This window comes from Streptomyces sp. Z26, from assembly GCF_003665095.1.
In the GTDB taxonomy this organism is placed as follows: Bacteria; Actinomycetota; Actinomycetes; order Streptomycetales; family Streptomycetaceae; genus Streptomyces; species Streptomyces phytohabitans.
Genome location: NZ_RCHV01000002.1, coordinates 4,308,060 through 4,330,358 on the forward strand (window position 1 = coordinate 4,308,060; position 22,299 = coordinate 4,330,358).

24 protein-coding genes are annotated in these 22,299 nt (G+C 72.5%); 13 read left to right on the forward strand and 11 right to left on the reverse strand.

What is annotated here, in order from left to right:
* Nucleotides 1-2 precede the first annotated feature (2 nt).
* The 3 genes from D7M15_RS19170 (at nucleotide 3) to D7M15_RS19180 (ending at nucleotide 3,269) form a co-directional block, all read left to right on the forward strand.
* Nucleotides 3-1,082 (forward strand): MBL fold metallo-hydrolase, encoded by a 1,080-nt coding sequence (locus D7M15_RS19170; RefSeq protein WP_206337388.1) that lies wholly within the window; start codon nucleotides 3-5, stop codon nucleotides 1,080-1,082.
* A 166-nt stretch (nucleotides 1,083-1,248) separates the two neighbouring features.
* Nucleotides 1,249-2,337 carry a pentapeptide repeat-containing protein gene (locus D7M15_RS19175; RefSeq protein WP_121518640.1) on the forward strand — a complete coding sequence of 363 codons (1,089 nt, stop codon included), beginning with the start codon at nucleotides 1,249-1,251 and terminating at the stop codon, nucleotides 2,335-2,337.
* 179 nt (nucleotides 2,338-2,516) lie between these two features.
* Nucleotides 2,517-3,269: a hypothetical protein gene (locus tag D7M15_RS19180; RefSeq protein WP_121518641.1), complete on the forward strand. Its 753-nt coding sequence runs from the start codon at nucleotides 2,517-2,519 to the stop codon at nucleotides 3,267-3,269.
* Between the two features lie 137 nt (nucleotides 3,270-3,406).
* On the opposite strand, the gene D7M15_RS19185 is transcribed toward D7M15_RS19180, so the two are convergent.
* The 5 genes from D7M15_RS19185 to mca all read right to left on the reverse strand — a co-directional run bounded on the left by D7M15_RS19185 (nucleotide 3,407) and on the right by mca (nucleotide 6,107).
* Nucleotides 3,407-3,628: a hypothetical protein gene (locus tag D7M15_RS19185; RefSeq protein ID WP_346428816.1), complete on the reverse strand. Its 222-nt coding sequence runs from the start codon at nucleotides 3,626-3,628 to the stop codon at nucleotides 3,407-3,409.
* Nucleotides 3,625-3,987 carry a hypothetical protein gene (locus D7M15_RS19190; RefSeq protein WP_121518642.1) on the reverse strand — a complete coding sequence of 121 codons (363 nt, stop codon included), beginning with the start codon at nucleotides 3,985-3,987 and terminating at the stop codon, nucleotides 3,625-3,627. Before D7M15_RS19190 ends, D7M15_RS19185 begins: the two co-directional genes overlap by 4 nt.
* A gap of 95 nt (nucleotides 3,988-4,082) precedes the next feature.
* Nucleotides 4,083-4,748 carry a peptide-methionine (S)-S-oxide reductase MsrA gene (gene msrA / locus D7M15_RS19195; protein ID WP_121518643.1) on the reverse strand — a complete coding sequence of 222 codons (666 nt, stop codon included), beginning with the start codon at nucleotides 4,746-4,748 and terminating at the stop codon, nucleotides 4,083-4,085.
* Between the two features lie 186 nt (nucleotides 4,749-4,934).
* Nucleotides 4,935-5,231 (reverse strand): hypothetical protein, encoded by a 297-nt coding sequence (locus tag D7M15_RS29155; protein WP_240649377.1) that lies wholly within the window; start codon nucleotides 5,229-5,231, stop codon nucleotides 4,935-4,937.
* Between the two features lie 3 nt (nucleotides 5,232-5,234).
* Nucleotides 5,235-6,107: a mycothiol conjugate amidase Mca gene (mca, locus tag D7M15_RS19205; RefSeq protein WP_121518644.1), complete on the reverse strand. Its 873-nt coding sequence runs from the start codon at nucleotides 6,105-6,107 to the stop codon at nucleotides 5,235-5,237.
* A 96-nt stretch (nucleotides 6,108-6,203) separates the two neighbouring features.
* On the opposite strand from mca, the gene D7M15_RS19210 reads away from it, so the two are divergent.
* Nucleotides 6,204-6,614 (forward strand): DUF4307 domain-containing protein, encoded by a 411-nt coding sequence (locus tag D7M15_RS19210; RefSeq protein WP_121518645.1) that lies wholly within the window; start codon nucleotides 6,204-6,206, stop codon nucleotides 6,612-6,614.
* A gap of 199 nt (nucleotides 6,615-6,813) precedes the next feature.
* On the forward strand, nucleotides 6,814-7,311 hold the full coding sequence (gene greA / locus D7M15_RS19215; protein WP_121518646.1) for a transcription elongation factor GreA: 498 nt from the start codon (nucleotides 6,814-6,816) through the stop codon (nucleotides 7,309-7,311).
* Nucleotides 7,312-7,469: 158 nt separating this feature from the next.
* Here the strand turns inward: greA and D7M15_RS19220 are convergent, their stop codons facing one another.
* The 3 genes from D7M15_RS19220 to ilvA form a co-directional block, all read right to left on the reverse strand.
* The gene (locus tag D7M15_RS19220) at nucleotides 7,470-8,312 is read right to left on the reverse strand and encodes an ABC transporter permease (protein WP_240649688.1); all 843 of its coding nucleotides are present in this window, start codon (nucleotides 8,310-8,312) and stop codon (nucleotides 7,470-7,472) included.
* A gap of 17 nt (nucleotides 8,313-8,329) precedes the next feature.
* Nucleotides 8,330-9,475, reverse strand: a complete 1,146-nt coding sequence (locus D7M15_RS19225; RefSeq protein WP_165906291.1) for an ATP-binding cassette domain-containing protein — start codon at nucleotides 9,473-9,475, stop codon at nucleotides 8,330-8,332.
* A gap of 318 nt (nucleotides 9,476-9,793) precedes the next feature.
* The gene (gene ilvA, locus D7M15_RS19230) at nucleotides 9,794-11,032 is read right to left on the reverse strand and encodes a threonine ammonia-lyase (protein WP_121518647.1); all 1,239 of its coding nucleotides are present in this window, start codon (nucleotides 11,030-11,032) and stop codon (nucleotides 9,794-9,796) included.
* Between the two features lie 376 nt (nucleotides 11,033-11,408).
* On the opposite strand from ilvA, the gene D7M15_RS19235 reads away from it, so the two are divergent.
* The 4 genes from D7M15_RS19235 (at nucleotide 11,409) to D7M15_RS19250 (ending at nucleotide 13,752) form a co-directional block, all read left to right on the forward strand.
* Nucleotides 11,409-11,954, forward strand: a complete 546-nt coding sequence (locus D7M15_RS19235; RefSeq protein ID WP_206337389.1) for a MarR family transcriptional regulator — start codon at nucleotides 11,409-11,411, stop codon at nucleotides 11,952-11,954.
* A gap of 46 nt (nucleotides 11,955-12,000) precedes the next feature.
* The gene (locus D7M15_RS19240; RefSeq protein ID WP_121518648.1) at nucleotides 12,001-12,510 is read left to right on the forward strand and encodes a sigma factor-like helix-turn-helix DNA-binding protein; all 510 of its coding nucleotides are present in this window, start codon (nucleotides 12,001-12,003) and stop codon (nucleotides 12,508-12,510) included.
* On the forward strand, nucleotides 12,507-12,755 hold the full coding sequence (locus tag D7M15_RS19245; protein ID WP_121518649.1) for a hypothetical protein: 249 nt from the start codon (nucleotides 12,507-12,509) through the stop codon (nucleotides 12,753-12,755). Before D7M15_RS19240 ends, D7M15_RS19245 begins: the two co-directional genes overlap by 4 nt.
* Before the next feature lie 226 nt (nucleotides 12,756-12,981).
* Nucleotides 12,982-13,752: an FkbM family methyltransferase gene (locus tag D7M15_RS19250; protein ID WP_121518650.1), complete on the forward strand. Its 771-nt coding sequence runs from the start codon at nucleotides 12,982-12,984 to the stop codon at nucleotides 13,750-13,752.
* Nucleotides 13,753-13,891: 139 nt separating this feature from the next.
* On the opposite strand, the gene D7M15_RS19255 is transcribed toward D7M15_RS19250, so the two are convergent.
* Together D7M15_RS19255 and D7M15_RS19260 are read right to left on the reverse strand one after the other, a co-directional pair.
* Nucleotides 13,892-15,055, reverse strand: coding sequence for a 4-hydroxybenzoate 3-monooxygenase (locus tag D7M15_RS19255; protein ID WP_121518651.1), 1,164 nt, complete (start codon nucleotides 15,053-15,055; stop codon nucleotides 13,892-13,894).
* A 230-nt stretch (nucleotides 15,056-15,285) separates the two neighbouring features.
* Nucleotides 15,286-16,440 (reverse strand): cystathionine gamma-synthase, encoded by a 1,155-nt coding sequence (locus tag D7M15_RS19260; protein WP_121518652.1) that lies wholly within the window; start codon nucleotides 16,438-16,440, stop codon nucleotides 15,286-15,288.
* 73 nt (nucleotides 16,441-16,513) lie between these two features.
* Between D7M15_RS19260 and D7M15_RS19265 the strand changes: the two genes are divergently transcribed.
* The 4 genes from D7M15_RS19265 to D7M15_RS19280 all read left to right on the forward strand — a co-directional run bounded on the left by D7M15_RS19265 (nucleotide 16,514) and on the right by D7M15_RS19280 (nucleotide 21,112).
* Complete coding sequence (locus D7M15_RS19265; RefSeq protein ID WP_121518653.1) at nucleotides 16,514-17,719, forward strand: hypothetical protein; 1,206 nt, start codon at nucleotides 16,514-16,516, stop codon at nucleotides 17,717-17,719.
* A 961-nt stretch (nucleotides 17,720-18,680) separates the two neighbouring features.
* Nucleotides 18,681-19,274 carry a LuxR C-terminal-related transcriptional regulator gene (locus D7M15_RS19270; RefSeq protein WP_121518654.1) on the forward strand — a complete coding sequence of 198 codons (594 nt, stop codon included), beginning with the start codon at nucleotides 18,681-18,683 and terminating at the stop codon, nucleotides 19,272-19,274.
* A 261-nt stretch (nucleotides 19,275-19,535) separates the two neighbouring features.
* Nucleotides 19,536-20,036 carry a hypothetical protein gene (locus tag D7M15_RS19275; RefSeq protein WP_127201776.1) on the forward strand — a complete coding sequence of 167 codons (501 nt, stop codon included), beginning with the start codon at nucleotides 19,536-19,538 and terminating at the stop codon, nucleotides 20,034-20,036.
* A 269-nt stretch (nucleotides 20,037-20,305) separates the two neighbouring features.
* Nucleotides 20,306-21,112: a VC0807 family protein gene (locus D7M15_RS19280; RefSeq protein WP_121518656.1), complete on the forward strand. Its 807-nt coding sequence runs from the start codon at nucleotides 20,306-20,308 to the stop codon at nucleotides 21,110-21,112.
* Between the two features lie 61 nt (nucleotides 21,113-21,173).
* Here the strand turns inward: D7M15_RS19280 and D7M15_RS19285 are convergent, their stop codons facing one another.
* Nucleotides 21,174-22,127, reverse strand: a complete 954-nt coding sequence (locus tag D7M15_RS19285; RefSeq protein WP_121518657.1) for an alpha/beta hydrolase — start codon at nucleotides 22,125-22,127, stop codon at nucleotides 21,174-21,176.
* Nucleotides 22,128-22,299 lie beyond the last annotated feature (172 nt).

Genomic DNA, 22,299 nt, shown 5'->3' on the forward strand with positions numbered 1-22,299 from the left:
CCGTGACGTGCCCGCCCCCTCGTGACCCGCGCGCCGACGGCACCTCGCGCCGCCGCTTCGGACGGCTGGCCGCCGGACTCGGCCTCGCCACGGGCGTGGCCGCCACCTCGGCGGGCGCCCGCGCCACGGACACGTACGGCGTCACGGAGACGTACGGCGTCACGGACACGTACGGCGGAGGGGGCGGCGCGAGGAGGGGCGCACCGTACGGCGCGGGCGGCGACCCGCAGGCGCACTACGCCCACGCGCGCCGCCTCGCCGGGAACGACCCCGTCCTGCGCGCCATCATGACGGCGCTCACCCCGGACTACGAGCTGCCCCGCCCGCCCGCGCAACCCCCGCTGCGCCTCTTCGACAACCTCGTGCTGCTCAGCGCCGGTTGGGTCTCCGCCCTGGCCGTGCTCACGGACGACGGCATCGTGCTGCTCGACGCCCTCGCCACCCCGGAGGAGGCCGAGACGGTGCTGCTCCCCGGCCTGCGGGAGGTGGGCGCGGACCCGGCGGCGATCCGGTACGTCGCCGTCACCCACGGCCACCCCGACCACTACGGCGCCGCCCGCCACCTCGCCGAGCGCTACGGCGCCCGCGTCCTGATGTCCCCCGCCGACTGGGACCTCGTCGCCCGCACCGGCCCGGCGCACGCCCCCGTACGCGACCTCGACCTGGCCGACGGGCAGCGGCTCACCCTGGGCGGCACCACGATCCGCTTCCACCACACGCCCGGCCACACGCCGGGCACCGTCTCACCGATCCTTCCCGTACGGGCGGGCCGCGAGCGCCGTACGGCGATGCTGTGGGGCGGCGCCAACCCGCCGGAGAGCCGTGCGGAACTGGCCGCGTACCTGGAGTCCCTGCGTACCTTCCGGCACCGGATGCGGCTCGCGGGCGTCGACGTGGAACTCTCCAACCACCCCAACGACCACGGGCTCGAACGCGCCGCCCGACTCCGCGCCGACCCGTCCGGGCCGAACCCGTTCGTGCTCGGCCGCCGCCGTACGGACCGCTTCATGGCGGTCATGACGGCGATGCTGCGCGGCCGGTACGCGGCGGCCCCCGCGCCGGGCCGACCGGCGGCGCCCTGACCGCCACCTCACCTCCGGCCCGGCCGGCGCACGTACCGCCCCGACCGGTGTACGAGGGGCGCCCGGCGGGTGCCGTACGCGCGTCGGGCCGTCCCGCCGGTACGGCGTCGTCTTTCCCACGCCCGACGCGGACAACCGATCGGCCCGGACCTCCGTCCTCCCGTACATGGCAGACCCCACCTCGGAAGCACCGCGCGGCCCCCTCGCGGAACCGTTCCCCGAACCGTCCGCCGGGCGGCCCACCCGTGGCCCCGCCCCGTCCGGCGGCCCCGGCGCCCGGCCGTACCACGGGCCGAACCGTGGGCCGTACTGCGGACAGGGCGCCACGCCGTACGCCCTCGCGGGCTGCCAGGGCACGCCGGTCGGCGGGCACCCCGCGTGCCTGGCGCACCTCGACGAGGCCGACCGCGCCGCGTACCTCGCCGCCCTCACCCCCGGCGCCGACCTCGACCACCGCGGCACGCCGTTCACCCAGGCCCTGCTCGACCGGCTGCTCGCCGCCGTCCACGACGACGCGGAGCGTCGTCCGCGCACCGGCGCCGCCTCGTTCGCCGGGGCGGTCTTCGCGGGCGACGTGGACTTCCGCGGTACGGCGTTCACGGGTGCCGCCGACTTCGACGACGCCACGTTCACCGGCCGCGCCGACCTGCACGGGACATGGTTCGGCGCCGCCGCCCACTTCACGGACGCGCGCTTCGGCGGCGCCGCCGACCTCGCGGGCGCGGCCTTCCACGGCGAGGCGCACCTCGGCGCGCGGTTCGGCGGTGACGCGCACTTCGGCGGCGCGCAGTTCGGCGCCCGCGTCCGCTTCGACCGGGCCCGCTTCGGCGCGGCGCGGCGGCTGGGGCCGCTGGTGTGCGGCGGCACCGTACGGCTCGACGGCGCCGAGTTCGGCGCGCCCGTGACGGTGGAGATCGCGGCGGCGGGCGTGTCGTTCCGGCGTACGCGCTGGGAGGCCCCGGCGGCGCTGCGGCTGCGCCGCGCGACCGTCGACCTGGCGGGCGCGGTGTTGGAGCACCCGGTCACCCTGGTGACGTACCCCCGCCCGTTCACCGGTCCGCTGGGCGACGACATGGGGGAGGAGCCGCTGGCCGACCGGGACGCGCAGGTGCACGTACGGTCCCTCGACGGGGTGGACGCCGCCCGGCTGACCCTGACGGACGCGGACCTGACGGGCTGCCCCCTCACGGGCGTCGTCCACCTCGCGGACCTCCGGCTGGAGGACACGGCGGAACTGCGCGCGCTGACGGGGTGAGGGCGGCGGAGGGGCGTGCCGATCGGCGGCTCACGGGGTGACCGGCTCACGGGCTGGCCGACTCACGTGCTCACGGGGCTCGCCGGAAAGCATGCGGCGATGGCGGACAATTCTGGCGCCGACTTGCTGTCACGGCACGGGGGTTCCGGATTCCGCCGCCGGTCCTACGCTGCGTGCGCATGGACCTCACCACGGCGCTGGCCCTCTTCGGCGCGGTCACCGGTGCCGGGAGCCTCGGCTGGACGATGTGGAGCCACCGCCTCACCGGCGGGCGCGTACGGGTGTCCGCACAGCAGATCCGCGTGGACGACCACTGGCTGATCACCACCAGCGTCACCAACACGGGACGGCTCGACGTGGAGGTGATCGGCTACATGGTCTGGCTCCACCACCACAACAACCGCCTGCGCAGGCCCCGTTGGCGACTCCGCCTGGGCAGGGACCTCGGCTTCCGCGAGGCGTGGACGACGACGTCGGCGTTCCACCCCTCGGTGGTGATCACGGCGCCGGTGTCCTTCGACGTGGATGACGAGCACCACGAGTTCCCGTACGTCCTCAAGGCGGGCACCGTCTCGCACCTGCCGGAAGTCATTTTCGAGGCGCTCGACTTCGTCTCCGGCAGGCTGCGCGTCGCCGTACGGTTCGGAGCGCACCGTCCGATCGAGGAGCCCGTACGCGACGCCGGCGCCCTCCGGCCCCGGTCCTCGACGGCCTCAACGACGCCCACCCGGGCCCGTGGTCGATCCGCCTCGGCCGCGGCCAGCCCTGCCCTCGGCCCCGCCGGGTCCGTGCTCCCAGGTCCTGTCGTGATCCTAGGGTCTGCCCATCGGCAGCTCGGAGATGCCCGGGCTCCGCCGCATCGTCTGCCGCGTCTCGTACAGGCCCGCCGACGCCGGACACGACGGCGCCCAGCACGCCGAGCACGGTGCTGACCAGGGCATTGGTGGAGGGGCCGTGCCGCGGAACGCAGCCGGGTCGTGCCTGCCCGGTCACCGCTTGTGAGGAACGCCTTCGGCCGGGATCTGCGTTCAGAGCTCCTCGAAGGGCGGGATGATCCGTACGACGACGATCAGGCCCGCACGCGGGAAGGAGAACCATCCTCCCGCCGCGTCCATGCGCCGTAGTCCGCCCGGCCGGGGGCGTCGCCGAAGTCGCTCACATCCACGCCCGTCGCGGCCAGTTCGACGAGCTGCGAGGTCAGACGTTCCACCTCCGACACCACGTACGTCGGCACCCCGCCGGCGACGTGGGCGTGGTCCGGGTCGTACTCCCAGCGCCAGCCGCCGCTCACCGCGGCGTCAGCGCGAGCGCCGCGTGGGCCTCGTCGAGGAGGCGGCCGATCTCGGACGCCGCCTTCCGCGCCTCCGACGCGTAGCCGGACGCCGCCAACTCCTCCCAGTGCCGGAGTCTTGCGGCGAGGTCCGGCTGTCGCTGGATGTGGACGTAGACGGCCCACTGCGCGATGAAGCGCTGCAACGGCGCGAGGTCCGCTCCCTGCCGGGACTGGTCCGCCGCTTGGTCGAGCTCGCGGGTGTAGGCCGGGAGCGAGGCGGGCGCGATCTGCGCCAAGGCCTGGCGCAGACCGGACACGGTGGCGGGCGGCTCGGGCACGAGAGGCTGCCCGGCGGCGGAGGTCAGGGCTTCTCCCATGGGTGAGAGTGTGCTGCCTGCGGCCAGCGTACCGAGTGGGATCAGCCGTCCGCCGCCCGAACGGGTGACGCACCCGTCACCTGCCGGGGCCGGTGCTACCCCTCCGCCGGGGCCACGCCCACGGGGCAGCTCACGCCCGTGCCGCCGATGCCGCAGTAGCCCGAGGGGTTCTTGTCCAGGTACTGCTGGTGGTAGGGCTCCGCCGGGTAGAAGGTCCGGGGCGCCGCCGGGAGGATCTCCGTGGTGATCTCGCCGTAGCCCGAGTTCGCGAGGACCTTCTGGTACGCGTCGCGGGACGCCTCGGCCGTCGACTGCTGGGACGGGCTGTGGGTGTAGACCGCCGAACGGTACTGCGTGCCCACGTCGTTGCCCTGGCGGAAGCCCTGCGTCGGGTCGTGCGACTCCCAGAACAGCTTCAGCAGCGCTTCGTACGAGACCTTCGCCGGGTCGAAGACGACACGGACCGCCTCGGTGTGACCGGTGAGGCCCGAGCAGACCTCCTCGTACGTGGGGTGCTCTGTGTGGCCTCCCTGGTAGCCCACGAGGGTCGTCCACACGCCCTCCGTCTGCCAGAACTTGCGCTCGGCGCCCCAGAAGCAGCCCAGCCCGAAGTCGGCCGTCTCCAGGTGCTCCGGGTACGGGCCGAGCAGCGCGTTGCCCAGGACCGTGTGCCGGTCCTCGACCGCGTACGTCGGGGCCGGGCGGCCCGGCAGCGCCTCGTCGGGCGTCGGGAGGTGGGACTTGTGGCGGCCGAAGATCATGGTGGCTCCCGTGGGGCGTACGGAAAGGGCAGCGTCCGTTCAACGAGCGTGCCGCGCCCCGAATTCCCCCGCCGCGCCGCGGAACGGCGGGAACGTTCCCGAACGCCCCGGAACGGTCGCGGACAGCCGGGAACGGTCAGGAACGGCCCGGAGCGGTCCGGTCCGTGCGCGGTCCCGCCGGGGTGGTCAGTCCGCGCGCTCGGTCTTGTCGGCCGTCACCCGTTCCGCGTCCGCGGTCTCGGCCGCGTCCCGGCCGGAGTCGCCCGCCGCCGCGTCCCCGTTGGACCCGCCGCGAGGCTCCTCCGGCGTCTCCTCGAAGTCGATCTTCTTCATCTCCTTCGTCATCGACTTCATCAGCATCCACACCGCGAGACCGATGACCGCGAAGACGATGAAGCCGAGGACACCGGGCGTCACCTTGTTCTCGTCCAGCTCCTTCGCCAGGGGGAGAAGCAGGACCGCGCTGCTCTGCGTCGCACTCATACGTCAATTCTCGCGGATGCCCGCGAAGAGGTCGTCCTCGGGGAGGGAGGTGTCGACGAGGGACTTCGCGAGCTCGTACTCCTCGGTCGGCCAGATCTCCCGCTGGACGTCCAGCGGGACGCGGAACCAGCCGCCGTCGGGGTCGATCTGCGTCGCGTGCGCGATCAGTGCCTTGTCGCGGATCTCGAAGAAGTCGGCGCAGGGCACGAACGTGGTGAGCGTGCGCTCCTTCGCCCGCATCTTCTCCCAGCGCTCCAGCCACTCCCCGTACGGCGACTCCATGCCGCGGGCCAGCAGCCCCTCGTGCAGGGCGATGGTGCGGGGGCGGTTGAAGCCCTGGTTGAAGTACAGCTTCTGGGGCTGCCAGGCGGGACCGGCGTCGGGGTAGCGCTCCGGGTCGCCGGCGGCGTCGAAGGCGACCGCGGAGATCTTGTACGTCATGATGTGGTCCGGGTGCGGATAGCCGCCGTTCTCGTCGTACGTGGTGATCACGTGCGGCTTGAACTCGCGGATCAGCTTCACCAGCGCGCCCGCCGCCTCGTCCACGTCCTGGAGTGCGAAGCAGCCCTCCGGCAGCGGCGGCAGCGGGTCGCCCTCGGGGAGGCCCGAGTCGACGAAGCCCAACCAGGACTGCTTCACCCCGAGGATCTCCCGGGCCTCGTCCATCTCCTTCTTGCGGACCTCGTGGATGTGCTCCTCGATGTAAGGGTCGCCCTGGAGCCGGGGGTTGAGGATGGAGCCACGCTCGCCGCCCGTGCAGGTGGCGACCAGCACGTCCACCCCCTCGGACACGTACTTCGCCATGGTCGCGGCACCCTTGCTCGACTCGTCGTCGGGGTGCGCGTGCACGGCCATCAGTCGCAGCTGTTCAGTCAAGACCCGATCCTCGTCATCTCGTCACTTCAGACGGCTTCTATAGTGACCGCACCAGCACCCTGGTCTATTCCCCCGCCCAGACCGAAGGCTCAGGACATGGTTGCAGCGCAGCAGACACCGCCCGAGGGTCGGTACGGCCGCTCCGCCGACGCCCGTGCGGACCGCACGCTGAGGACCGTCGGCCTCGTGCTGGGTGTGCTGGCGCTGGCGCTGGTCGGCTGGTTCGGATTCTCCTACGTCTCGGGTGCGGATGTCAGCGGAGAACTGATCAAGTTCAAGGTGGTCTCGGACGATTCGGTCGAGGCGCATCTGGAGATCCGCAAGGACTCGGACGTGCGCGGGGTGTGCACGCTGCGGGCGATGGACAAGGAGGACGGCGAGGTCGGGCGCAAGGACGTGCGGGTCGACGGCGACGAGAGCCGCGTCGACACCGTGGTCACGATGCGTACGACGGGGCTCGCCGCCAGTGTCGAGCTGGTCAACTGCGAGTCGGTACGGGAGAACTGAGGCGCGGTTCCCCGCGCGGGGTCCGCAACGTCCGTTCCGTGGGCGTCCGATGACGGGAAGTGTCTCCGTGCTGACTTTCTGTTTCTCCTTCTTCCCTTTTCCGCCGTAATTGTTAGGCTCGTAGTTTCCGCCCGCCCACCCAGGCGCAGCCTGTTGGGTAGGGCGTTGCTTATATCCCAGCACCGACGAGGAGCGACCTGTGACCCAGACGAGCGACAGCGTCACCTGGCTGACCCAGGAGGCGTACGACCAGCTCAAGGCCGAGCTGGAGTACCTGTCGGGTCCTGCACGCACCGAGATCGCCAAGAAGATCGAGGCGGCTCGTGAGGAGGGCGACCTCCGGGAGAACGGCGGATACCACGCGGCCAAGGAGGAGCAGGGCAAGCAGGAGCTGCGCGTGCGGCAGCTCACGCAGCTGCTCGAGTCCGCGAAGGTGGGGGAGGCGCCCGCCGACACCGGCGTGGTCGCGCCCGGCATGGTCGTGACCATCGCGTTCGACGGCGACGAGAGCGACACCATGACCTTCCTGCTGGCCTCGCGCGAGTACGCCAGCTCGGACGTCGAGACGTACTCGCCGCAGTCCCCGCTGGGCGCGGGTGTGAACGGCAAGAAGGTCGGCGCCGACGCCGAGTACGAGCTGCCGAACGGGAAGATGGCATCGGTGCGGATCATGGACGCCAAGCCCTACCAGGGGTGAGCACCGTCGGAGACGGCCGCCGCGGATGAGGCGGTGGTGAGGGGCCGGGCGCGCGGGGCGTGCCCGGCCCCTCCGCGTCCGGTGCGGGTGCCGCGCCGCGCTGTGGAGCGCCCCGCTGTGGACCGCCGCGCCGCGCGGGTTCCCGTGGCCCCACGCCGTCACCCCGTGGCCGACTTGTATCTGCGGACCGCCAGGGTGCGGAACACCGCGATGATCACGATCGACCAGAGCAGCGAGGCGAGCACCGGGTGCTGCATGGGCCAGGCGTCCGCGGTCGGGTAGCCCGGCGGTATGTTGCCGAACAGCTCGCGGGACGCCTGCACGGTGGCGCTGAACGGGTTCCACTCGGCGACGTGCCGGAGCGCGGACGGCATGTTCTGCGAGGGGACGAAGGCGTTGGAGAGGAACGTCAGCGGGAACAGCCAGACCAGTCCGCCCGAGGTGGCCGCCTCCGGCGAGCGGACGGACAGGCCGATGAGCGCGCCGATCCAGGTGAAGGCGTACCCCAGCAGGAGCAGCAGGCCGAAGCCGCCGAGGACCTTGAGAAGGTTCTCGTGCGTGCGCCAGCCGACCAGCAGCGCGACGAGTGCGAGGACGACGAGGGTCAGCGCCGTCTGCACCAGGTCGGCGAGGGTGCGGCCGGTGAGTACGGCGCCGCGCGTCATCGGCAGTGAGCGGAAGCGGTCGATGAGGCCCTTGTCCATGTCCTCCGCGATGCCCGCGCCCGCGCCCGCCGTGGCGAAGGTGACCGTCTGCGCGAAGATGCCGCCCATCAGGAACTCGCGGTAGGCGTCGGCGTCCGTGCCCGCTCCCGGCAGTTCGATGGAGCCGCCGAAGACGTAGCTGAACAGCACCACGAACATGATCGGTTGGATCAGGCCGAAGATCACCACCTCGGGGATGCGGAGCATCCGGATGAGGTTGCGCTGGGCCATGACCAGCGAGTCGGACACGGCCTGGCCGAAGCCGCCCTTGGCCCGTGGCGTGGCTGGTGCGAGCACCGCGCCGTCATCGGTGGTCACGACGCCGCTCCTGTCCTGTCCGCGCCGATCTGCGCGCGGGTGCCCGTGTCGGCGTCCGGGCCGACGTCCCAGCCGGTGGCGGTGTCCGGGCCGGTCCCCGTACGCGCTCCCGTGCCCGTACGTGACTCCGCGCCCGTACCCGTACGTGCCCCCGTGCCCGGATCGCCGCCGCCCGCTCCCGTACCCGCGCCCCGTTCCGTCGCGGCCGCGTGGCCCGTCAACGAGAGGAACACGTCGTCGAGCGTGGGGCGGCGCAGGCCGATGTCGTCGATCTCCACGCTCCGCGCGTCGAGTTCGCGGATGATCTCGGCGAGCAGCTTCGCGCCGCCGGTCACCGGAACGGTGATCCTCCGGGTGTGCTCCTCGACCCGCGAGCCGCCGCCCTCGCCGAAGCCCCGCAACACCTCCTCGGCCGTCGGGAGGAGCGCGCGCTCGTGCACGACGACCTCGACCCGTTCGCCGCCCGTGCGCGCCTTCAGCTGGTCGGAGGTGCCGCGGGCGATGACGCGGCCGTGGTCCACCACGGCGATGTCGTGGGCCAACCGGTCGGCCTCCTCCAGATACTGCGTGGTGAGCAGCAGTGTGGTGCCTCCGGCGACCAACTCCTCGATGACGGACCACAGTTCCTGCCGGTTGCGCGGGTCGAGGCCGGTGGTCGGCTCGTCCATGAACATCACCGGAGGGCTCACGACCAGTGCCGCGGCGAGGTCGAGGCGGCGCCGCATCCCGCCGGAGTACGTCTTCGCCGTACGGTCGGCCGCGTCCGTGAGGTGGAAGCGCTCCAGCAGGGTGGCGGCGCGCTTCTTGGCGTCGCGCGCGGAGAGTTGGTGGAGCCGTCCGACCATGCGCAGGTTCTCCCTGCCGGTCAGGTACTCGTCGACGGCGGCGAACTGGCCGGACAGGCCGATGGAGCGGCGTACCTCGTTCGGATGCTTCAGGACGTCGACACCGGCCACCACCGCTCTGCCGCCGTCGGGTCGGAGCAGGGTGGTCAGGACGCGGACCGCGGTCGTCTTGCCCGCGCCGTTCGGTCCGAGCAGGCCGAGCACGGTGCCTTCGGGGACGTCGAGGTCGACGCCGTCCAGTGCCCTGACCTCGCCGAAGGTCTTGACGAGACCTTCGGCGTAGATGGCGCTCGGCATGGGGCCCCCAGAGTGGGATGGAGTGGGTCCGATAAGGGATTTTACGGACAGCGCGCCCGTACGGCATGTGCGGTCCGCGTCGCCGGTGACCCCCGCGACTCCCTCACTCTGGCAGACGCGATATAGCGCGTCAAGCGTGGGGACGAGTCCCCGGGCAGGGTGTGCGGCGCGGCTGAATTGTCATGAACTATCAGTAAGTTGAGGGGGAGAGGCGCCTCGCGGCCGTGTCGCGACCGTCCCGGAGAACGCCACCGCCCCACTCGCGACAGTCGCGAGTGGGGCGGGAGATGCCAGGGTGGCGCGAGGGGAGGGCCGGTGTCAGCCCAGGACGGTGTAGCCCGCGGCGCGCAGCGCGTCCGCGACGGCGGCGCAGTGCTCCCGCCCCTTCGTCTCCAGACGCAGTTCGACCTCCGCCTCCTCCACGCCGAGGCGGGAGTCGGTACGTACGTGGCTGACGTCCAGGACGTTCGCGTCCGCCTCCGACAGTTCGCGCAGGAGGGCCGCCAGCGCGCCGGGCCGGTCCGTCAGCCGCAGCCGCAGGGAGAGGTAGCGACCGGCGGCGGCCATGCCGTGGCGCAGGGTGCGTTGCAGCACGAGGGGGTCGACGTTCCCGCCGGACAGCACCGCGACGACCGGCCCCTCGAACGTGTCGGGTGCTTCCAGCAGCGCGGCCACCGGGCTCGCGCCCGCCGGTTCGACGACCAGCTTGGCCCGTTCCAGGCACAGCAGGAGCGCGCGGGACAGCGCGTCCTCGGAGACGGTGCGGACCTCGTCGACCAGGCGGCTGACGATGGCGAAAGGGACGTCCCCCGGACGTCCGACCTTGATCCCGTCGGCCATGGTCGACGGCGCGGTCAGCACCACGGGGGCGCCCGCCGCCAGCGAGGGCGGGTACGCGGCGGCGCCCTCCGCCTGAACGCCCACGACCCTCACGTCCGGCCGGAGTTGCTTGACCGCCGCCGCGATGCCGGCGGCCAGGCCGCCGCCCCCGACGCCGACGACGATGGTGCGCACCTCCGGGCACTGCTCCAGGATCTCCAGCCCGACGGTGCCCTGCCCCGCGACCACGTCCGGGTGGTCGAAGGGGTGGATGAACACGGCGCCCGTCTCCCGCGCGTACTCCTGCGCGGCGCGCAGCGTCTCGTCCACCACCTGTCCGTGCAGGCGCACCCGTGCGCCGTAGTCGCGGGTGGCGGCGACCTTCGGCAGGGGTGCGCCGACGGGCATGAAGACCGTCGAGGCGACGCCGAGCAGGGACGCGGCTAGGGCGACGCCCTGCGCGTGGTTCCCCGCGCTCGCCGCGACGACGCCGCGCGCGCGTTCGTCTGCGGAGAGGGCGGCGATGCGCACGTACGCGCCGCGCAGCTTGAACGAGCCGGTGCGCTGGAGGTTCTCGCACTTGAGGTGTACGGGGGAGCCGACCAGTGCGCTCAGGTGGCGGCTGCCCTCCAGGGCGGTCGCGCGGGCGACGCCGGAGAGCGTCTTCTGCGCGGTGCGCACGTCGTCCACGGATACGGCGAGGGCGGTGCCGAGGTCCCCGCCGGTGCTGTCAACCATGCCGCCAGTGTGGCGTACCGTTCCGGCCGGCGCGTATCGCGAGGGTGCCTCCGATGGCACGCGCTCCCCGCGTGGTCGCGCAGCGCGTGCGCCCGCGTACGCACCGCTTCCGTACCGGGGTGTACGCGTCCCCCGTCGGTCTCCGTCGCCCGTGCGCGCGGAGCCCGTACGCCTCCCACCGCCCACTTCCGTCGTCCGCGCGCGCGGAGGCGGAAAACCGCTCCGGGGCCGGGGTCCGCCCCCGGAACAGGGGGTGTTCCCGTGCGCGGTCCGGGTTCGCGAAGGGCGCTACGCCGGGGCTGCCGGTGCGCGTACCCTGTGCCCCACACTTTCGGTCGTACGTATTTGAACTTCCAAAGAAGCGAGCATCCCGGCCATGCCCACGCACCCGGACATGACGACAGAACTCCCCGACGACGACTCCGCCGTCCCCGACGCGGAGCTGCCCGAACCGCCCGAACCGCCCGTACTCGACGCGCTCCAGCACCAGGTCGCCGTCTTCGCCCGGCGGGCGGAGCAGACCCGGCTCGGCGGCGTCGGACAGGCCCGCAACTCCATGGACCGTGCCGCGTACCTGCTGCTCAACCGCCTCGACCTGGAAGGCCCCATGGGGGTCAAGGCCCTGGCCGCCGGAATGGGCATCGACTCCTCCACCGTCACCCGGCAGGTGGCGCCCCTCGTGGACTCCGGCCTGGTGAAGCGCACTTCGCACCCGGAGGACGGCCGCGCCGTCGTCCTCCAGCTGTCGCCGCGCGGCACCGCGCGCCTGGAGCAGGTGCGTTCCTCGCGGCGCGAACTGATGGAACTGCTCACGGACGGGTGGTCCGAGGAGGAGCGCGACGTGTTCTGCGCCCTGCTCACCCGCTTCAACTCGGCGCTCCACGGCGCGCAGAACGCGGTGACGGTGACTCCCGGCTCTTGATTTGATCACTGTGCGTGCCGTCCCATGGAACGTGGGGGTACGTACTGTGCGAATGCGGCAGGCGCGACAGGACTCCCGCCGGGCCCGCGACTTCGAGGCGTTCGTCGCGGGCGCGGGCGGACGGCTGCTGCACGCCGCCACGCTGCTCACCGGCGAGCGCCCCGGCGCCGCACCGGCCGCCGAGCGGCTGCTGACCGCCGCGCTGGCCCGGACGTACGCGTCGTGGGACCGGCTGCGCGGCGAGGACCCGTACGCGTGCGCGCGGCAGGAGTTGGCCGCCGCCTTCGCGCACGGCGCGTGGCGCCATCGGGCCCCGCGCGGCGGGCTGCTGGGCGGGCTGCCGCCGCGCGAACGGCTGGTGCTGGTGCTGCGGTTGTACGAGGGCGTGGCCGAGGAGCAGGTCGCGGCGGCGCTCGGACTGCCGGTCGAGCGCGTCCGCGCCTTGTGCGTGGGCGCCTGCGCCACCCTGCGCAGCCGCCCTCCGACGGCGGCCCCCGTACGGCGGTCGCCGTCGCGTACGGGTACGGCCGCGGGGACCCGGGCGGGTGCGGCGTGAGCGCCCCCGACCGCAAGCAGGCGGAGGTCCGGCGGATGCTGGAGCGGGACCCCGCGCCGGTGCCGACCGACCTGGCGGCGCGCGCCGTCGCCGCGGGCGCGCGCCGGTCGCGCCGCCGCCACGCGCTGCGCGCCGTCCTCTGGGTGCTGCTGTGCGTCGCCGTCGTCGTGTTCGCCGTGTGGGCGCTGTCCGTGGAGCCCTGGGTGGCGCGGCCGGACCGCACCTCGCCGTCGTACGGTTGGTGACGGCCGGTGGGTGTCCGGCGTCCGTCAGCCGGTGCGCGGGCCGGGGCGCGTCGGACCCCCGGGCCCGCCGACTGCCCGTTCCACGGCGCCGGGCCGCCCTCCGGGCAGCGCTCGGGCACGCCGCGGGCGCCGCGAATTCGAGGGGATTGCTGGTAATGCGTGGTGCACGCTGACACGGCGGGCGCCGATGACCCGTGCCACTTCAACGCAGGGGAAGCAGCGCATCATGACTGAGATCAAGTCCGTACAGGTCGCGGACGGCGTTTCGTTCTTCGTGCCCCAGACCGGGGATGGCCAGTTCTCCGAGGTCTCCTTCATCTACCACGAGATTTTCGAGGACCGTACATATCTCCGCCACGGGATCAAGCTCTCCGACACGTCGCGGATCGTGGACGCCGGCGCGAATGCCGGTCTCTTCAGCGTCTTCGTCAAGCAGCAGTTCCCCGGCGCCCGTGTGCTCGCGATGGAGCCGATTCCGCCGATTTACGAGGCTCTCCAGCGCAACCTGGAGGCGCACGGCGTGGAGGGTGTCGACGCCCGCAACCTCGCCCTGGGGGAGAAGAGTGAGCAGGTGAAGTTCACCTTCTACCCTGTCATTCCGGGCAATTCGACCCGCTACCCGGAGCAGAAGAAGGTCGGCCAGGAACTGACGGTCGGGCACATCGGCCAGGCCGAGGTGGACCGCGTGATGACGGGCATCGAGGTCGAGGCCCAGGTGGAGCGGCTGTCCACGGTGCTCGCCGACTGGGCGCCCGGGGAGCGGATCGACCTGCTCAAGATCGACGTCGAGGGCGCCGAACTCGACGTCATGCGCGGCCTGGACGACGAGGACTGGGCCCGCGTCGACCAGACCGTCATCGAGGTTCAGGACCTGGACGGGCGGCTCGACACGATCGTCGCGCTGCTGGAGGACAAGGGGTTCTCCGTGGTCAAGGAGCGCGCGGAGATGCCGGAGGAGTACCGCTACCACATGGTGTACGCCACCCGTCAGCCGTGACGCCCCGGTCCCGCGCCTGCCTGCGGGCGCGGGACGACATCCCGTACGGCGTGCCCCCACACCTGACGCCGCGCGGCCCGCGCACGCCCCACACCCGTACGACCCGCCCGCGTACGCCCGGCGCCCGGCCCGCCGGTGGTCACATCCCGGTCGCGCCCACGTAGTTCTCCGCGAGCATCGTGGACGCCGCCTTCGAGTGGCAGACGTACGCGAGCTGCGCCAGCTGCGCCCGCTGCTCGAACTCCGCGCCCTCCGTACGGTGCAGCAGCCCCGTCATCCACTGCGAGAAGTCCTGCGCGCGCCACACGCGCCGCAGGCAGGTGTCCGAGTACGCGTCGAGGGGGCCCTCGTCGCCGTCCGCGTACCGGCGGATCAGCGCGTCCCCCAGCAAACGGGCGTCGGACACGGCCAGGTTGAGCCCCTTGGCGCCGGTCGGCGGGACGATGTGCCCGGCGTCCCCGGCCAGCAGCAGCCGTCCGTGCCGCATGGTGCGGCTGACGAAGCCGCGCATGCCGGTGACGCTCCGCTCCGTCACCTCGCCCTCCGCCAACCGCCAGCCGTCGTCGGTGGCGAGCCGCAGGTGCAGCTCCTTCCAGACGCGCTCGTCCGGCCACTCCGCGAGGTCCGTGTCGGGCGGCACCTGGAGGTAGAAGCGGCTGACGGACGGCGAGCGCATGCTGTGCATGGCGAATCCGCGGTCGTGCCGTGCGTAGATCAACTCGTCGGAGGAGGGCGGCACCGAGGCCAGGATGCCGAGCCAGGCGAAGGGGTAGTCCCGCTGGTACGCGGGCGACTCCGGCGGTCTGCACACCCCGTGGAAGCCGTCGCACCCGGCGATCCAGTCGCAGTGCAGCTCGTGCGTACGGCCGTGCTGTTCGTAGCGGATGACGGGCGTCGCCGTGTCCGTACCGGCGACCTCGGTCACGGTCGCCTCGAACTCCACGTCCGCGCCCGCCGCGCGCCGGGCGTCGATCAGGTCGGCGACGACCTCCTGCTGCCCGTAGACGGTGATGGACTCGCCGGTCAGCTCGTCCATCGCGATCCGGTGACCCCGCCCCGCGAACCTCAGCTCGAATCCGCCGTGCACGAGGCCCTGGCGCAGCATCCGTTCGCCCGCGCCGACGTCGCACAACGCGCGCACGGTGCCGGGTTCCAGCACGCCCGCCCGCACCCGCGCCCGTACGTACGCCTCGTCCTGCCGCTCCAGGACCACGGTGTCGATGCCCTGCCGGTGCAGCAGCTGCGCGAGCAGCAGCCCGGCCGGGCCGGCTCCGACGATCCCCACCTGGGTGCGCGTGCGCATGGACCTGACTCCCTCTCGGCGGCGCGGACTCCGGTACGCGGGCCCCGGCTGGCGCGGGAACCCCGTTCGCGGGCTCCCGTACGGAGCCGTACGGGACGCGTCGGTACCGTACGGCCGGTCCGCGGCGCCGGTCCACCGGCGCGGGACGCACTCCCCGCCCTTCTGGGTCAAGACCTAGGGTCTGCGTCCCGCCGGGGCGCCGCGGGCGACGCCCCGTGCCGTGCGCGGGGTCAGCCCAGGGCCTCCGTGAGGTCCGTGAGCAGGTCGTCCGCGGCCTCGATGCCGACGGAGAGACGGACGAGGTCGGCCGGTACCTCCAGCGCGGAGCCGTTCACCGACGCGTGCGTCATCAGCCCCGGGTGCTCGATCAGCGACTCGACGCCGCCCAGCGACTCGCCCAGCGTGAACAGGCGCGCGCGGTTGCAGACCCGTACGGCCGCCTCCTCGCCGCCCTCGACGCGGAACGACACCATCCCGCCGAACGCCCGCATCTGCTTCGCCGCCACCTCGTGCCCGGGGTGCGTGGGCAGGCCCGGGTAGTAGACCTGGGTGACCGAGGGGTGGCCGGTGAGCAGGTCGACGACACGGGTGGCGTTCTCGCTGTGCCGGTCCATGCGGACGGCGAGCGTCTTGATGCCGCGCATCACCAGCCAGCAGTCGAACGGCCCGGCCACGGCGCCCATCGCGTTCTGGTGGAAGGCGAGTTGCTCGCCCAGCTCCGCCTCGGCGGTCACGAGCGCGCCGCCGACCACGTCCGAGTGGCCGCCCATGTACTTCGTCGTGGAGTGCACGACGACGTCCGCGCCCAGCGCCAGGGGCTGCTGGAGGTAGGGGCTGGCGAAGGTGTTGTCGACGACGAGCCGCACCCCGGCCGTACGGGCGATGTCCGCGAGCGCCGCGATGTCCGTCACGCCGAGCAGCGGATTCGACGGGGTCTCCACCCAGATCGCGCGCGTACGGTCGCGCAGCGCCGCCCGTACCGCCGCCGGGTCGGAGGTGTCCGCGACGGACCACTCCACGCCCCACTGCTCGACGACCCGCGCGAACAGGCGGAACGTGCCGCCGTACGCGTCGTTCGGGATCACCACGTGGTCGCCGGGGCGCAGCAGGGTGCGCAGCAGGCAGTCCTCGGCGGCCAGCCCGGACGCGAACGCCAGGCCGCGGCGCCCGCCCTCCAGCGCGGCGAGGTTCTCCTCCAGGGCGGTGCGGGTGGGGTTGCCCGAGCGGCTGTACTCGTAGCCGCCGCGGAGGCCGCCGACACCGTCCTGCTTGTACGTGGACACCTGGTAGATCGGTGTCACCACCGCGCCGGTGGCGGGGTCGGCGGGCTGCCCGGCGTGAATGGCGCGGGTCTCGAAGCTCTGCGGGAAGTTGTGCTCGTTCATGCGGCCACCGTAATGGGCCGTACGGTGGAGTCGAGTGCCCCACCTTCCCCCTGTTCCCGGAGAGTTCGCCGCGATGGAAGCCCTTCTCCTGCTGATCGCCCTCACCGCCGTCTTCGGCGTTCTCGTGGCACCCGCGCTGCGCAGGCGGCGGCTGGCGCAGCAGGGCGTGCAAGGACTGGCGAAGGCGGCCTCGCCGTCCGCCGGGTACGGCTTCGTGCCGGTGGGGCAGCTCGACGTACGGCTGCCGGGCCCCGACCCGGCGCTGGTCGAGGCGTTGGAGGAGACGCAGCGTACGCAGACGTGGGAGCCCGTCGCGCAACTCCTCGCCCTCACGGGTGACGAGTGGGAGCTGCGCTGGCAGCGCGTGCTGTCGATCGCGGGCGCCGCCGCCCTGGAGTTGACGGAGTCGCGGGCGCGGGACGCGGAAGGCGACTCCGCGCGCGCGGAGGGCGGGTCCGGCGCGGACGGTGCGCGGAAAGAGGGTGACGGGGCGGGCGTCTCGTTCACGAAGGGGGACGTCGTACGGGACGCGCGGTGGCTGCGGGCCTGGCGGTCCGAGCGGGCGTCGGACCCGGGGGGCGCGCAGGTGTACGCGCAGTTCCTGGTCTGGCAGGCGATGGCCGACACCGGCTCCGCCGACCACCGGATCATCCTCGAGGAGGCCCGTACGGTCTGCCGTACCGCCGCCGGGCTGGCGCCCGCCGACCCCACGCCGTACGTGACGGAGCTGCACGTCGCCCGCGTGCTCAGCTACCGCAGGGCGGACTTCGAGGAGCTGTGGTCCGAGGTGACGCGGCGGGCACCGCACCACATGGGCGCCCATCTGGTCGCGCTGCCGTACTGGTCGGAGCGGTGGAGCGGCTCCAAGGAGGACGCGGACACGTTCGCGCGCACGGCCGCGGCGGCGTCCCCGGAGGGCACGCTGCTGGCCGCGCTGCCGCTGTTCGCGGTGCTGGAGCACCTGCCCGAGGTGAACGTGGTGCGCGGCCTCTACCAGAGCGCGGAGATCGAGACGGCGATCGAGGCCGCGGAGTTCGCCGTGGACCAGGTCGAGGGTGACCATCCGGTCAGGCCGCACGTGCTGCACCTGCTCGTCTGGTTCCTCGTACGGGCCGAGCGATACGCCGAGGCGATGGACGCGCTACAGGTGGTGGACGGTTTCGTGGGCGCCGTTCCGTGGGTCGACAGCGCCGACCCCGCCGCTTCGTACGCCGCTTACCGCGCGCTCGCCATCAGCGGCTTCGAGGCTTCCGGCGGCACCGCGATCCTGCCGAACTGAGCGGCCCCGGCTCCTCCTCCAGAGTAATGGTCGGACTACTGACCGGAGTCGCCGCAGAAAAGCGTACGCATAGACTTCTCGTCGTGGACATGACCGATACCCCCCGCGTCACCCTCCCGGGTAATTTGATAACTCAACTTGACTGGTGAATTCCCAGTTCAGGGGAGGGTATTGTCAAGCTGTGACTGCTCTGACTTGACTATCATCTGTGACTTGTGACAGGTTTCCCACGACGGCTGTTCACGGCAACCGGAGGGGGAGGTTGATGAGCCGGAACGAGCAACTCCGGATCGTCGGAGTGTCACACCTCGGGGTCTTCTCTTCGTGCCGTCCGGTCGACGGTTCCACGTACTCCCCAGTAGCGAAACGCGCTGGTCGAGGCCGTACGCACTCCCGTTCCCCGCTCTCCGCACCTCTCGCGCGCGCTCCGCGACCCGCCCCCGTGGCGGTCGTCCCGACCGCGGCGCGGGCAGGAAACGGCGCTCCCGGCGCGGAAACGGGCCGTGGGGTCGGAGGCGTGGTTATCGGTTCCGGTGACGAACAGGTCACGGCGCTCGGTGGTGAGCGCCCCACGCGGCAGTCATTTCTGCTACTCGGGGGTAACGCAGTAATTAAACGAGAGTGACGGTGCTGTGGCTTCGCACCTATTGACGAGTTGTAAATTCTGGGCACCCCCCACCTCGGCCCAGGTGGCGCCCTTCCATCGTCTTTCCGTGCGGAAAGGAAGACCGGGGAAAGCATTCCGGGACTTCGCGGACCGCGTGTAAAGGCTGCGACCAAGTGGGCCGATCGTGATAACCGATGACCCCTTCGGTAACGGAGGGAGACGGTGCGAACACATGGGATTCGGGGGACGATTCCCGTGTGTTGAGAGAGAAAGGCACTGATCCCCTTGACTCCTCAGCGAACCAAAGAACCGGCCCCCGAGGTCCGACGCCCGAACGGGCAACAGCGGACCTGCATGGCGAGCCTCGACTCCTCCCTCACCGTGGTCGCCGCCGACGCCGCCTTCCTCCGGCAGTTCGGCGCCACCTCCGCCGAGATCTTCGGCCGCAACCTCTACGAGCTGCTGCACCCCAGCGCCCCGCAGATGCTCGACCGGCACTTCGCGCGCCTCGCGGACGGACGCCGTACGCACTTCGCCGAGCGCGTCGTGGGCCTGCGCGAGGGTGACAAGGTGTTCTCCGCCGAGATGACCGGCGTCGCCGTGCAGAGCGTGGGCAACTCCCTCTCCTGCGTGATGATCCTCCGCCCGGACGACGGCCCGGTGGACGTCCCCGAGACCGCCGCCGCGGCCCGCCGCAACAAGGCCGTCTTCTCGCACCTCGACGCCCGGATACTGGAGGGCGTCGCCAGCGGCTCGTCCACGGTGCAGCTCGCCGCCCGGCTCTACCTGAGCCGCCAGGGCGTCGAGTACCACGTGGGCCTGATGCTCCGCCGCATGAAGGTGCCGAACCGCGCCGCGCTCGTCGCCCGCGCCCACTCGATGGGGATGCTCACCGTCGGCAGCTGGCCGCCCCGGGTGCTCCCCGACTTCGTGAAGGACGCCAAGTAGCCTCCTCCGCTCGCGTACCGGCCCGGAGCCCCGCCCTCGACAGGCGGGCGCACCGGGCCCGCGTCGTTCCACGCCCCGGGCGGGCGTGCGGAGCGGCGGCGCGGGGCGCGCGTGCCGTACGGCGGGTCGTTCCGTACGTCCACGGGCGACGTGTGTGGGGATTTCCCCAAACGGGGGCGCTGGAGGATGAGGCACACAGTCGACAGGGACGGGGTCAACCGGATCATGCCGCACGTATCCGAGAGCGCGAGCGTCACGCGCATGCTGCTCGCCAGTGACGGCTCGACCACGGTCCTGCTGGAGGCGCTGCTCGAATGCCCGCTGGTGGTGCTCGTCGAGTCCCAGCAGGACGTGTCCGTCGAGGAGTTGCCCGACCGCGCCGTGACCGCGTTGGGGTTGGCGCCGGGGGACCCGGTCATCGAGCGGCGGTCCGCACTGGTCACCCCCGACGGCGTGCCCGCCAGCATGAACCTGGTCTTCTTCGCCGCGCCGCCCAGCGGCTGGTCCGGCTCGGCCAGCGACACGGCGCCGCTCGGCAAGCGGCTGCGCGAGGCACGCACCCGGCAGCACCGCGAGGTGCTGTCGTTCGGGGCGTCGCGGTGGCCGGGTGACGACTCGGGCCGCCCGTGCGCGTACAAGGAGTACGTCATCGCGTGCGACGACGGCGTACGGCTCTACGTGCTGGAGAAGTTCCACCCCGATCACGTCGAACCGCCCGCGGACGCCGGGCTGTTGGCGACGGCGGGGCCCGACGCGGTCTGAGGCGGCCGGGACGGGCGGGGCGGTCGCGCGCCCGGTTCGGCCTCCCGTCGGCCCGGGGGACGACGCCTTCACCGAAGCGGCACACCAGCACCACCAGTGCTCACAACCCTGGCGGCAACATCTCCGGGAGCGGTGACACCGACCACGCTGGCAGTACGGCGCCACAGCAGCACCGAGCACCACGGCAGCACCCGCACCGCACCACAACAGCACAGCAGCCCGCAGCACACCGCCACTCGACCGACTCCTGAGCGAAGGAGCAGATCTCGATGACTGTTGCCCCACGTGACGCGCACGAGGCCGAGCACGCGCCGACCCCCTCCCGGCAGGACGGCGATTCGGGGACGTCGAACGCGTCGAAGGGCGAGTTCGCGATCACGCTCCTCTGCGACCTCGTCGCACCGATGGTGCTGTTCTACGTCTTCCGCGCCGTCGGGATGGGCCAGTTGCCCGCGCTGCTGCTGAGCGCGACGCCGCCGCTGATCCACACGCTCTACTCGATGGTCAAGCACCGCAAGGTCGACACCATCGGCGTCTTCGTCATCCTCATCGTCGGCCTCAGCGCGGCGGTCTCGGTGATCTCCGGCGACCCGCGCGCCGTGCTCGTCCGGGGCGCGGTGCTGACCGGTCTGATCTCGCTGTGGATCCTGTCGACGATCTGGCTGGCCCGCCCGTTCGTCTACCGCGCGATGGAGGCGCTGCTGCCCGCCAAGCGCGCGAAGATGGACGAACTGTGGCACAACGACCCGTCGTTCCGCCGCCTGTGGAACAGGTTGACGCTGCTGTGGGGCGTGGGTCTGCTGATCGACGCGTTGATCCGGCTGGTGATGGCGTACACGCTGCCGGTCGACTCGGTCCCCGCGCTGGAGGGCATCCTCTACGCCGTGACGTGGTGCCTGCTCCAGCTCGTCACGCAGCTGGCCCTGAGCAAGACCGGCACGTTCACCAAGATCTTCGGCGAGCGTGACACCCCGTTCGCCCGCTTCCGCAAGGGCGGCAAGGGCAAGGCGACGCGCGCGGCCGAGGAGCAGGCGGCGGCGGACGTGCCGGAGACGGCCCCGACCGGGCGGCCGTAGCACCGGAGGGTACGCGCCCGGTCCGCGTCCACGGGCGTGATGTGACCGGGGTCAACGGGCGTCAGCGGGCGAGGAGTTCGCGGAGGGCGCCGGTGACCACGGCCGGCGCCTCCTCCGCCATGAAGTGGCCGTGGTCGACGGTGGTGTGCCGCAGGTCCGGCGCCCACGCGCGCCACAGGGCGGCCGCGTCGAAGCCGAGCGCGGCGCCCCAGTCCTGCTGGAGCACGGCGACCGGCATGCGCAGCCGCCGCCCGGCGGCGCGGTCGGCGCGGTCGTGGGCGAGGTCGACCCCGGCGGAGGCGCGGTAGTCGGCGACGACGGACGGTACGGCGGCGCGGCAGGCGGCCAGGTAGGCGGCGCGTACGTCGGCCGGTATCGCCGCCGGGTCGCGGGTCCAGATGTCGAGGAAGTGCCCGAAGAACGCCTCGGGTTCGGCGCCGATCAGCCGTTCCGGCAGGCCGGGCGGCTGCGCCATCAGATACAGGTGGAAGCCGACAGCCGCGTCGACGCCGCGCATCGCCTCCCACATGTCCACGGTCGGCAGCACGTCCAGGCACGCGAGGTGCGTGACGGCGTCCGGGTGGTCGAGCCCGGCGCGGAACGCGACGAGCGCGCCCCGGTCGTGCCCGGCCAGCGCGAAGCGCTCGTGCCCGAGGGCGCGGGCCAGGGCGACGACGTCGGCGGCCATGGTGCGCTTGGCGTACGCCCCGCCGTCGGCACGGTCCGTACCATCCGCCTCGGCGGGCTTGTCGCTCGCGCCGTAACCGCGCAGGTCCGGGCAGATCACCGTGTGGTCGGTGGCGAGGTCGGCGGCGACGTGCCGCCACATCAGGTGCGTCTGCGGGAAGCCGTGCAGCAGCACGACGGGGCTGCCGCCGGAGGCGGCGCTGACGGCGGCGTTCAGGGCGACCCCGTCGGCGACGGTGACACGTTCGTACGTGAAGCCGTACGGGCCGACGGGGGCGGTGGTGTCGGAGCAGTCGGCGAACCGGTGGCCGGTGTACGCGGGAGGCATGGGCGCCCCTTCCGTGAGCGGTGGACACCGTGCGGGCGGCACGGCGTGCTCCAGCGTCCCCGGCGCGGATGAGCAGCGGATGAGCGCCGCGTACGGGAGCCGCGTACGGGCGCGCGCTACCGTGGCCCGGCCGGGGGACCCGCGACCGGAAGGGCCCCCGACCAGGGGCGGC

Excerpts from the sequence above, each read along its gene's own strand:
- D7M15_RS19175 (WP_121518640.1), top strand. The coding sequence starts at position 1,249 with ATGGCAGACCCCACCTCGGAAGCACCGCGCGGCCCCCTCGCGGAACCG.
- D7M15_RS19180 (WP_121518641.1), top strand. The coding sequence starts at position 2,517 with ATGGACCTCACCACGGCGCTGGCCCTCTTCGGCGCGGTCACCGGTGCC.
- D7M15_RS19190 (WP_121518642.1), bottom strand. The coding sequence starts at position 3,987 with ATGGGAGAAGCCCTGACCTCCGCCGCCGGGCAGCCTCTCGTGCCCGAG.
- msrA (WP_121518643.1), bottom strand. The coding sequence starts at position 4,748 with ATGATCTTCGGCCGCCACAAGTCCCACCTCCCGACGCCCGACGAGGCG.
- D7M15_RS29155 (WP_240649377.1), bottom strand. The coding sequence starts at position 5,231 with ATGAGTGCGACGCAGAGCAGCGCGGTCCTGCTTCTCCCCCTGGCGAAG.
- D7M15_RS19210 (WP_121518645.1), top strand. The coding sequence starts at position 6,204 with ATGGTTGCAGCGCAGCAGACACCGCCCGAGGGTCGGTACGGCCGCTCC.
- D7M15_RS19225 (WP_165906291.1), bottom strand. The coding sequence starts at position 9,475 with ATGCCGAGCGCCATCTACGCCGAAGGTCTCGTCAAGACCTTCGGCGAG.
- ilvA (WP_121518647.1), bottom strand. The coding sequence starts at position 11,032 with ATGGTTGACAGCACCGGCGGGGACCTCGGCACCGCCCTCGCCGTATCC.
- D7M15_RS19235 (WP_206337389.1), top strand. The coding sequence starts at position 11,409 with ATGCCCACGCACCCGGACATGACGACAGAACTCCCCGACGACGACTCC.
- D7M15_RS19250 (WP_121518650.1), top strand. The coding sequence starts at position 12,982 with ATGACTGAGATCAAGTCCGTACAGGTCGCGGACGGCGTTTCGTTCTTC.
- D7M15_RS19255 (WP_121518651.1), bottom strand. The coding sequence starts at position 15,055 with ATGCGCACGCGCACCCAGGTGGGGATCGTCGGAGCCGGCCCGGCCGGG.
- D7M15_RS19260 (WP_121518652.1), bottom strand. The coding sequence starts at position 16,440 with ATGAACGAGCACAACTTCCCGCAGAGCTTCGAGACCCGCGCCATTCAC.
- D7M15_RS19265 (WP_121518653.1), top strand. The coding sequence starts at position 16,514 with ATGGAAGCCCTTCTCCTGCTGATCGCCCTCACCGCCGTCTTCGGCGTT.
- D7M15_RS19270 (WP_121518654.1), top strand. The coding sequence starts at position 18,681 with ATGGCGAGCCTCGACTCCTCCCTCACCGTGGTCGCCGCCGACGCCGCC.
- D7M15_RS19275 (WP_127201776.1), top strand. The coding sequence starts at position 19,536 with ATGCTGCTCGCCAGTGACGGCTCGACCACGGTCCTGCTGGAGGCGCTG.
- D7M15_RS19280 (WP_121518656.1), top strand. The coding sequence starts at position 20,306 with ATGACTGTTGCCCCACGTGACGCGCACGAGGCCGAGCACGCGCCGACC.
- D7M15_RS19285 (WP_121518657.1), bottom strand. The coding sequence starts at position 22,127 with ATGCCTCCCGCGTACACCGGCCACCGGTTCGCCGACTGCTCCGACACC.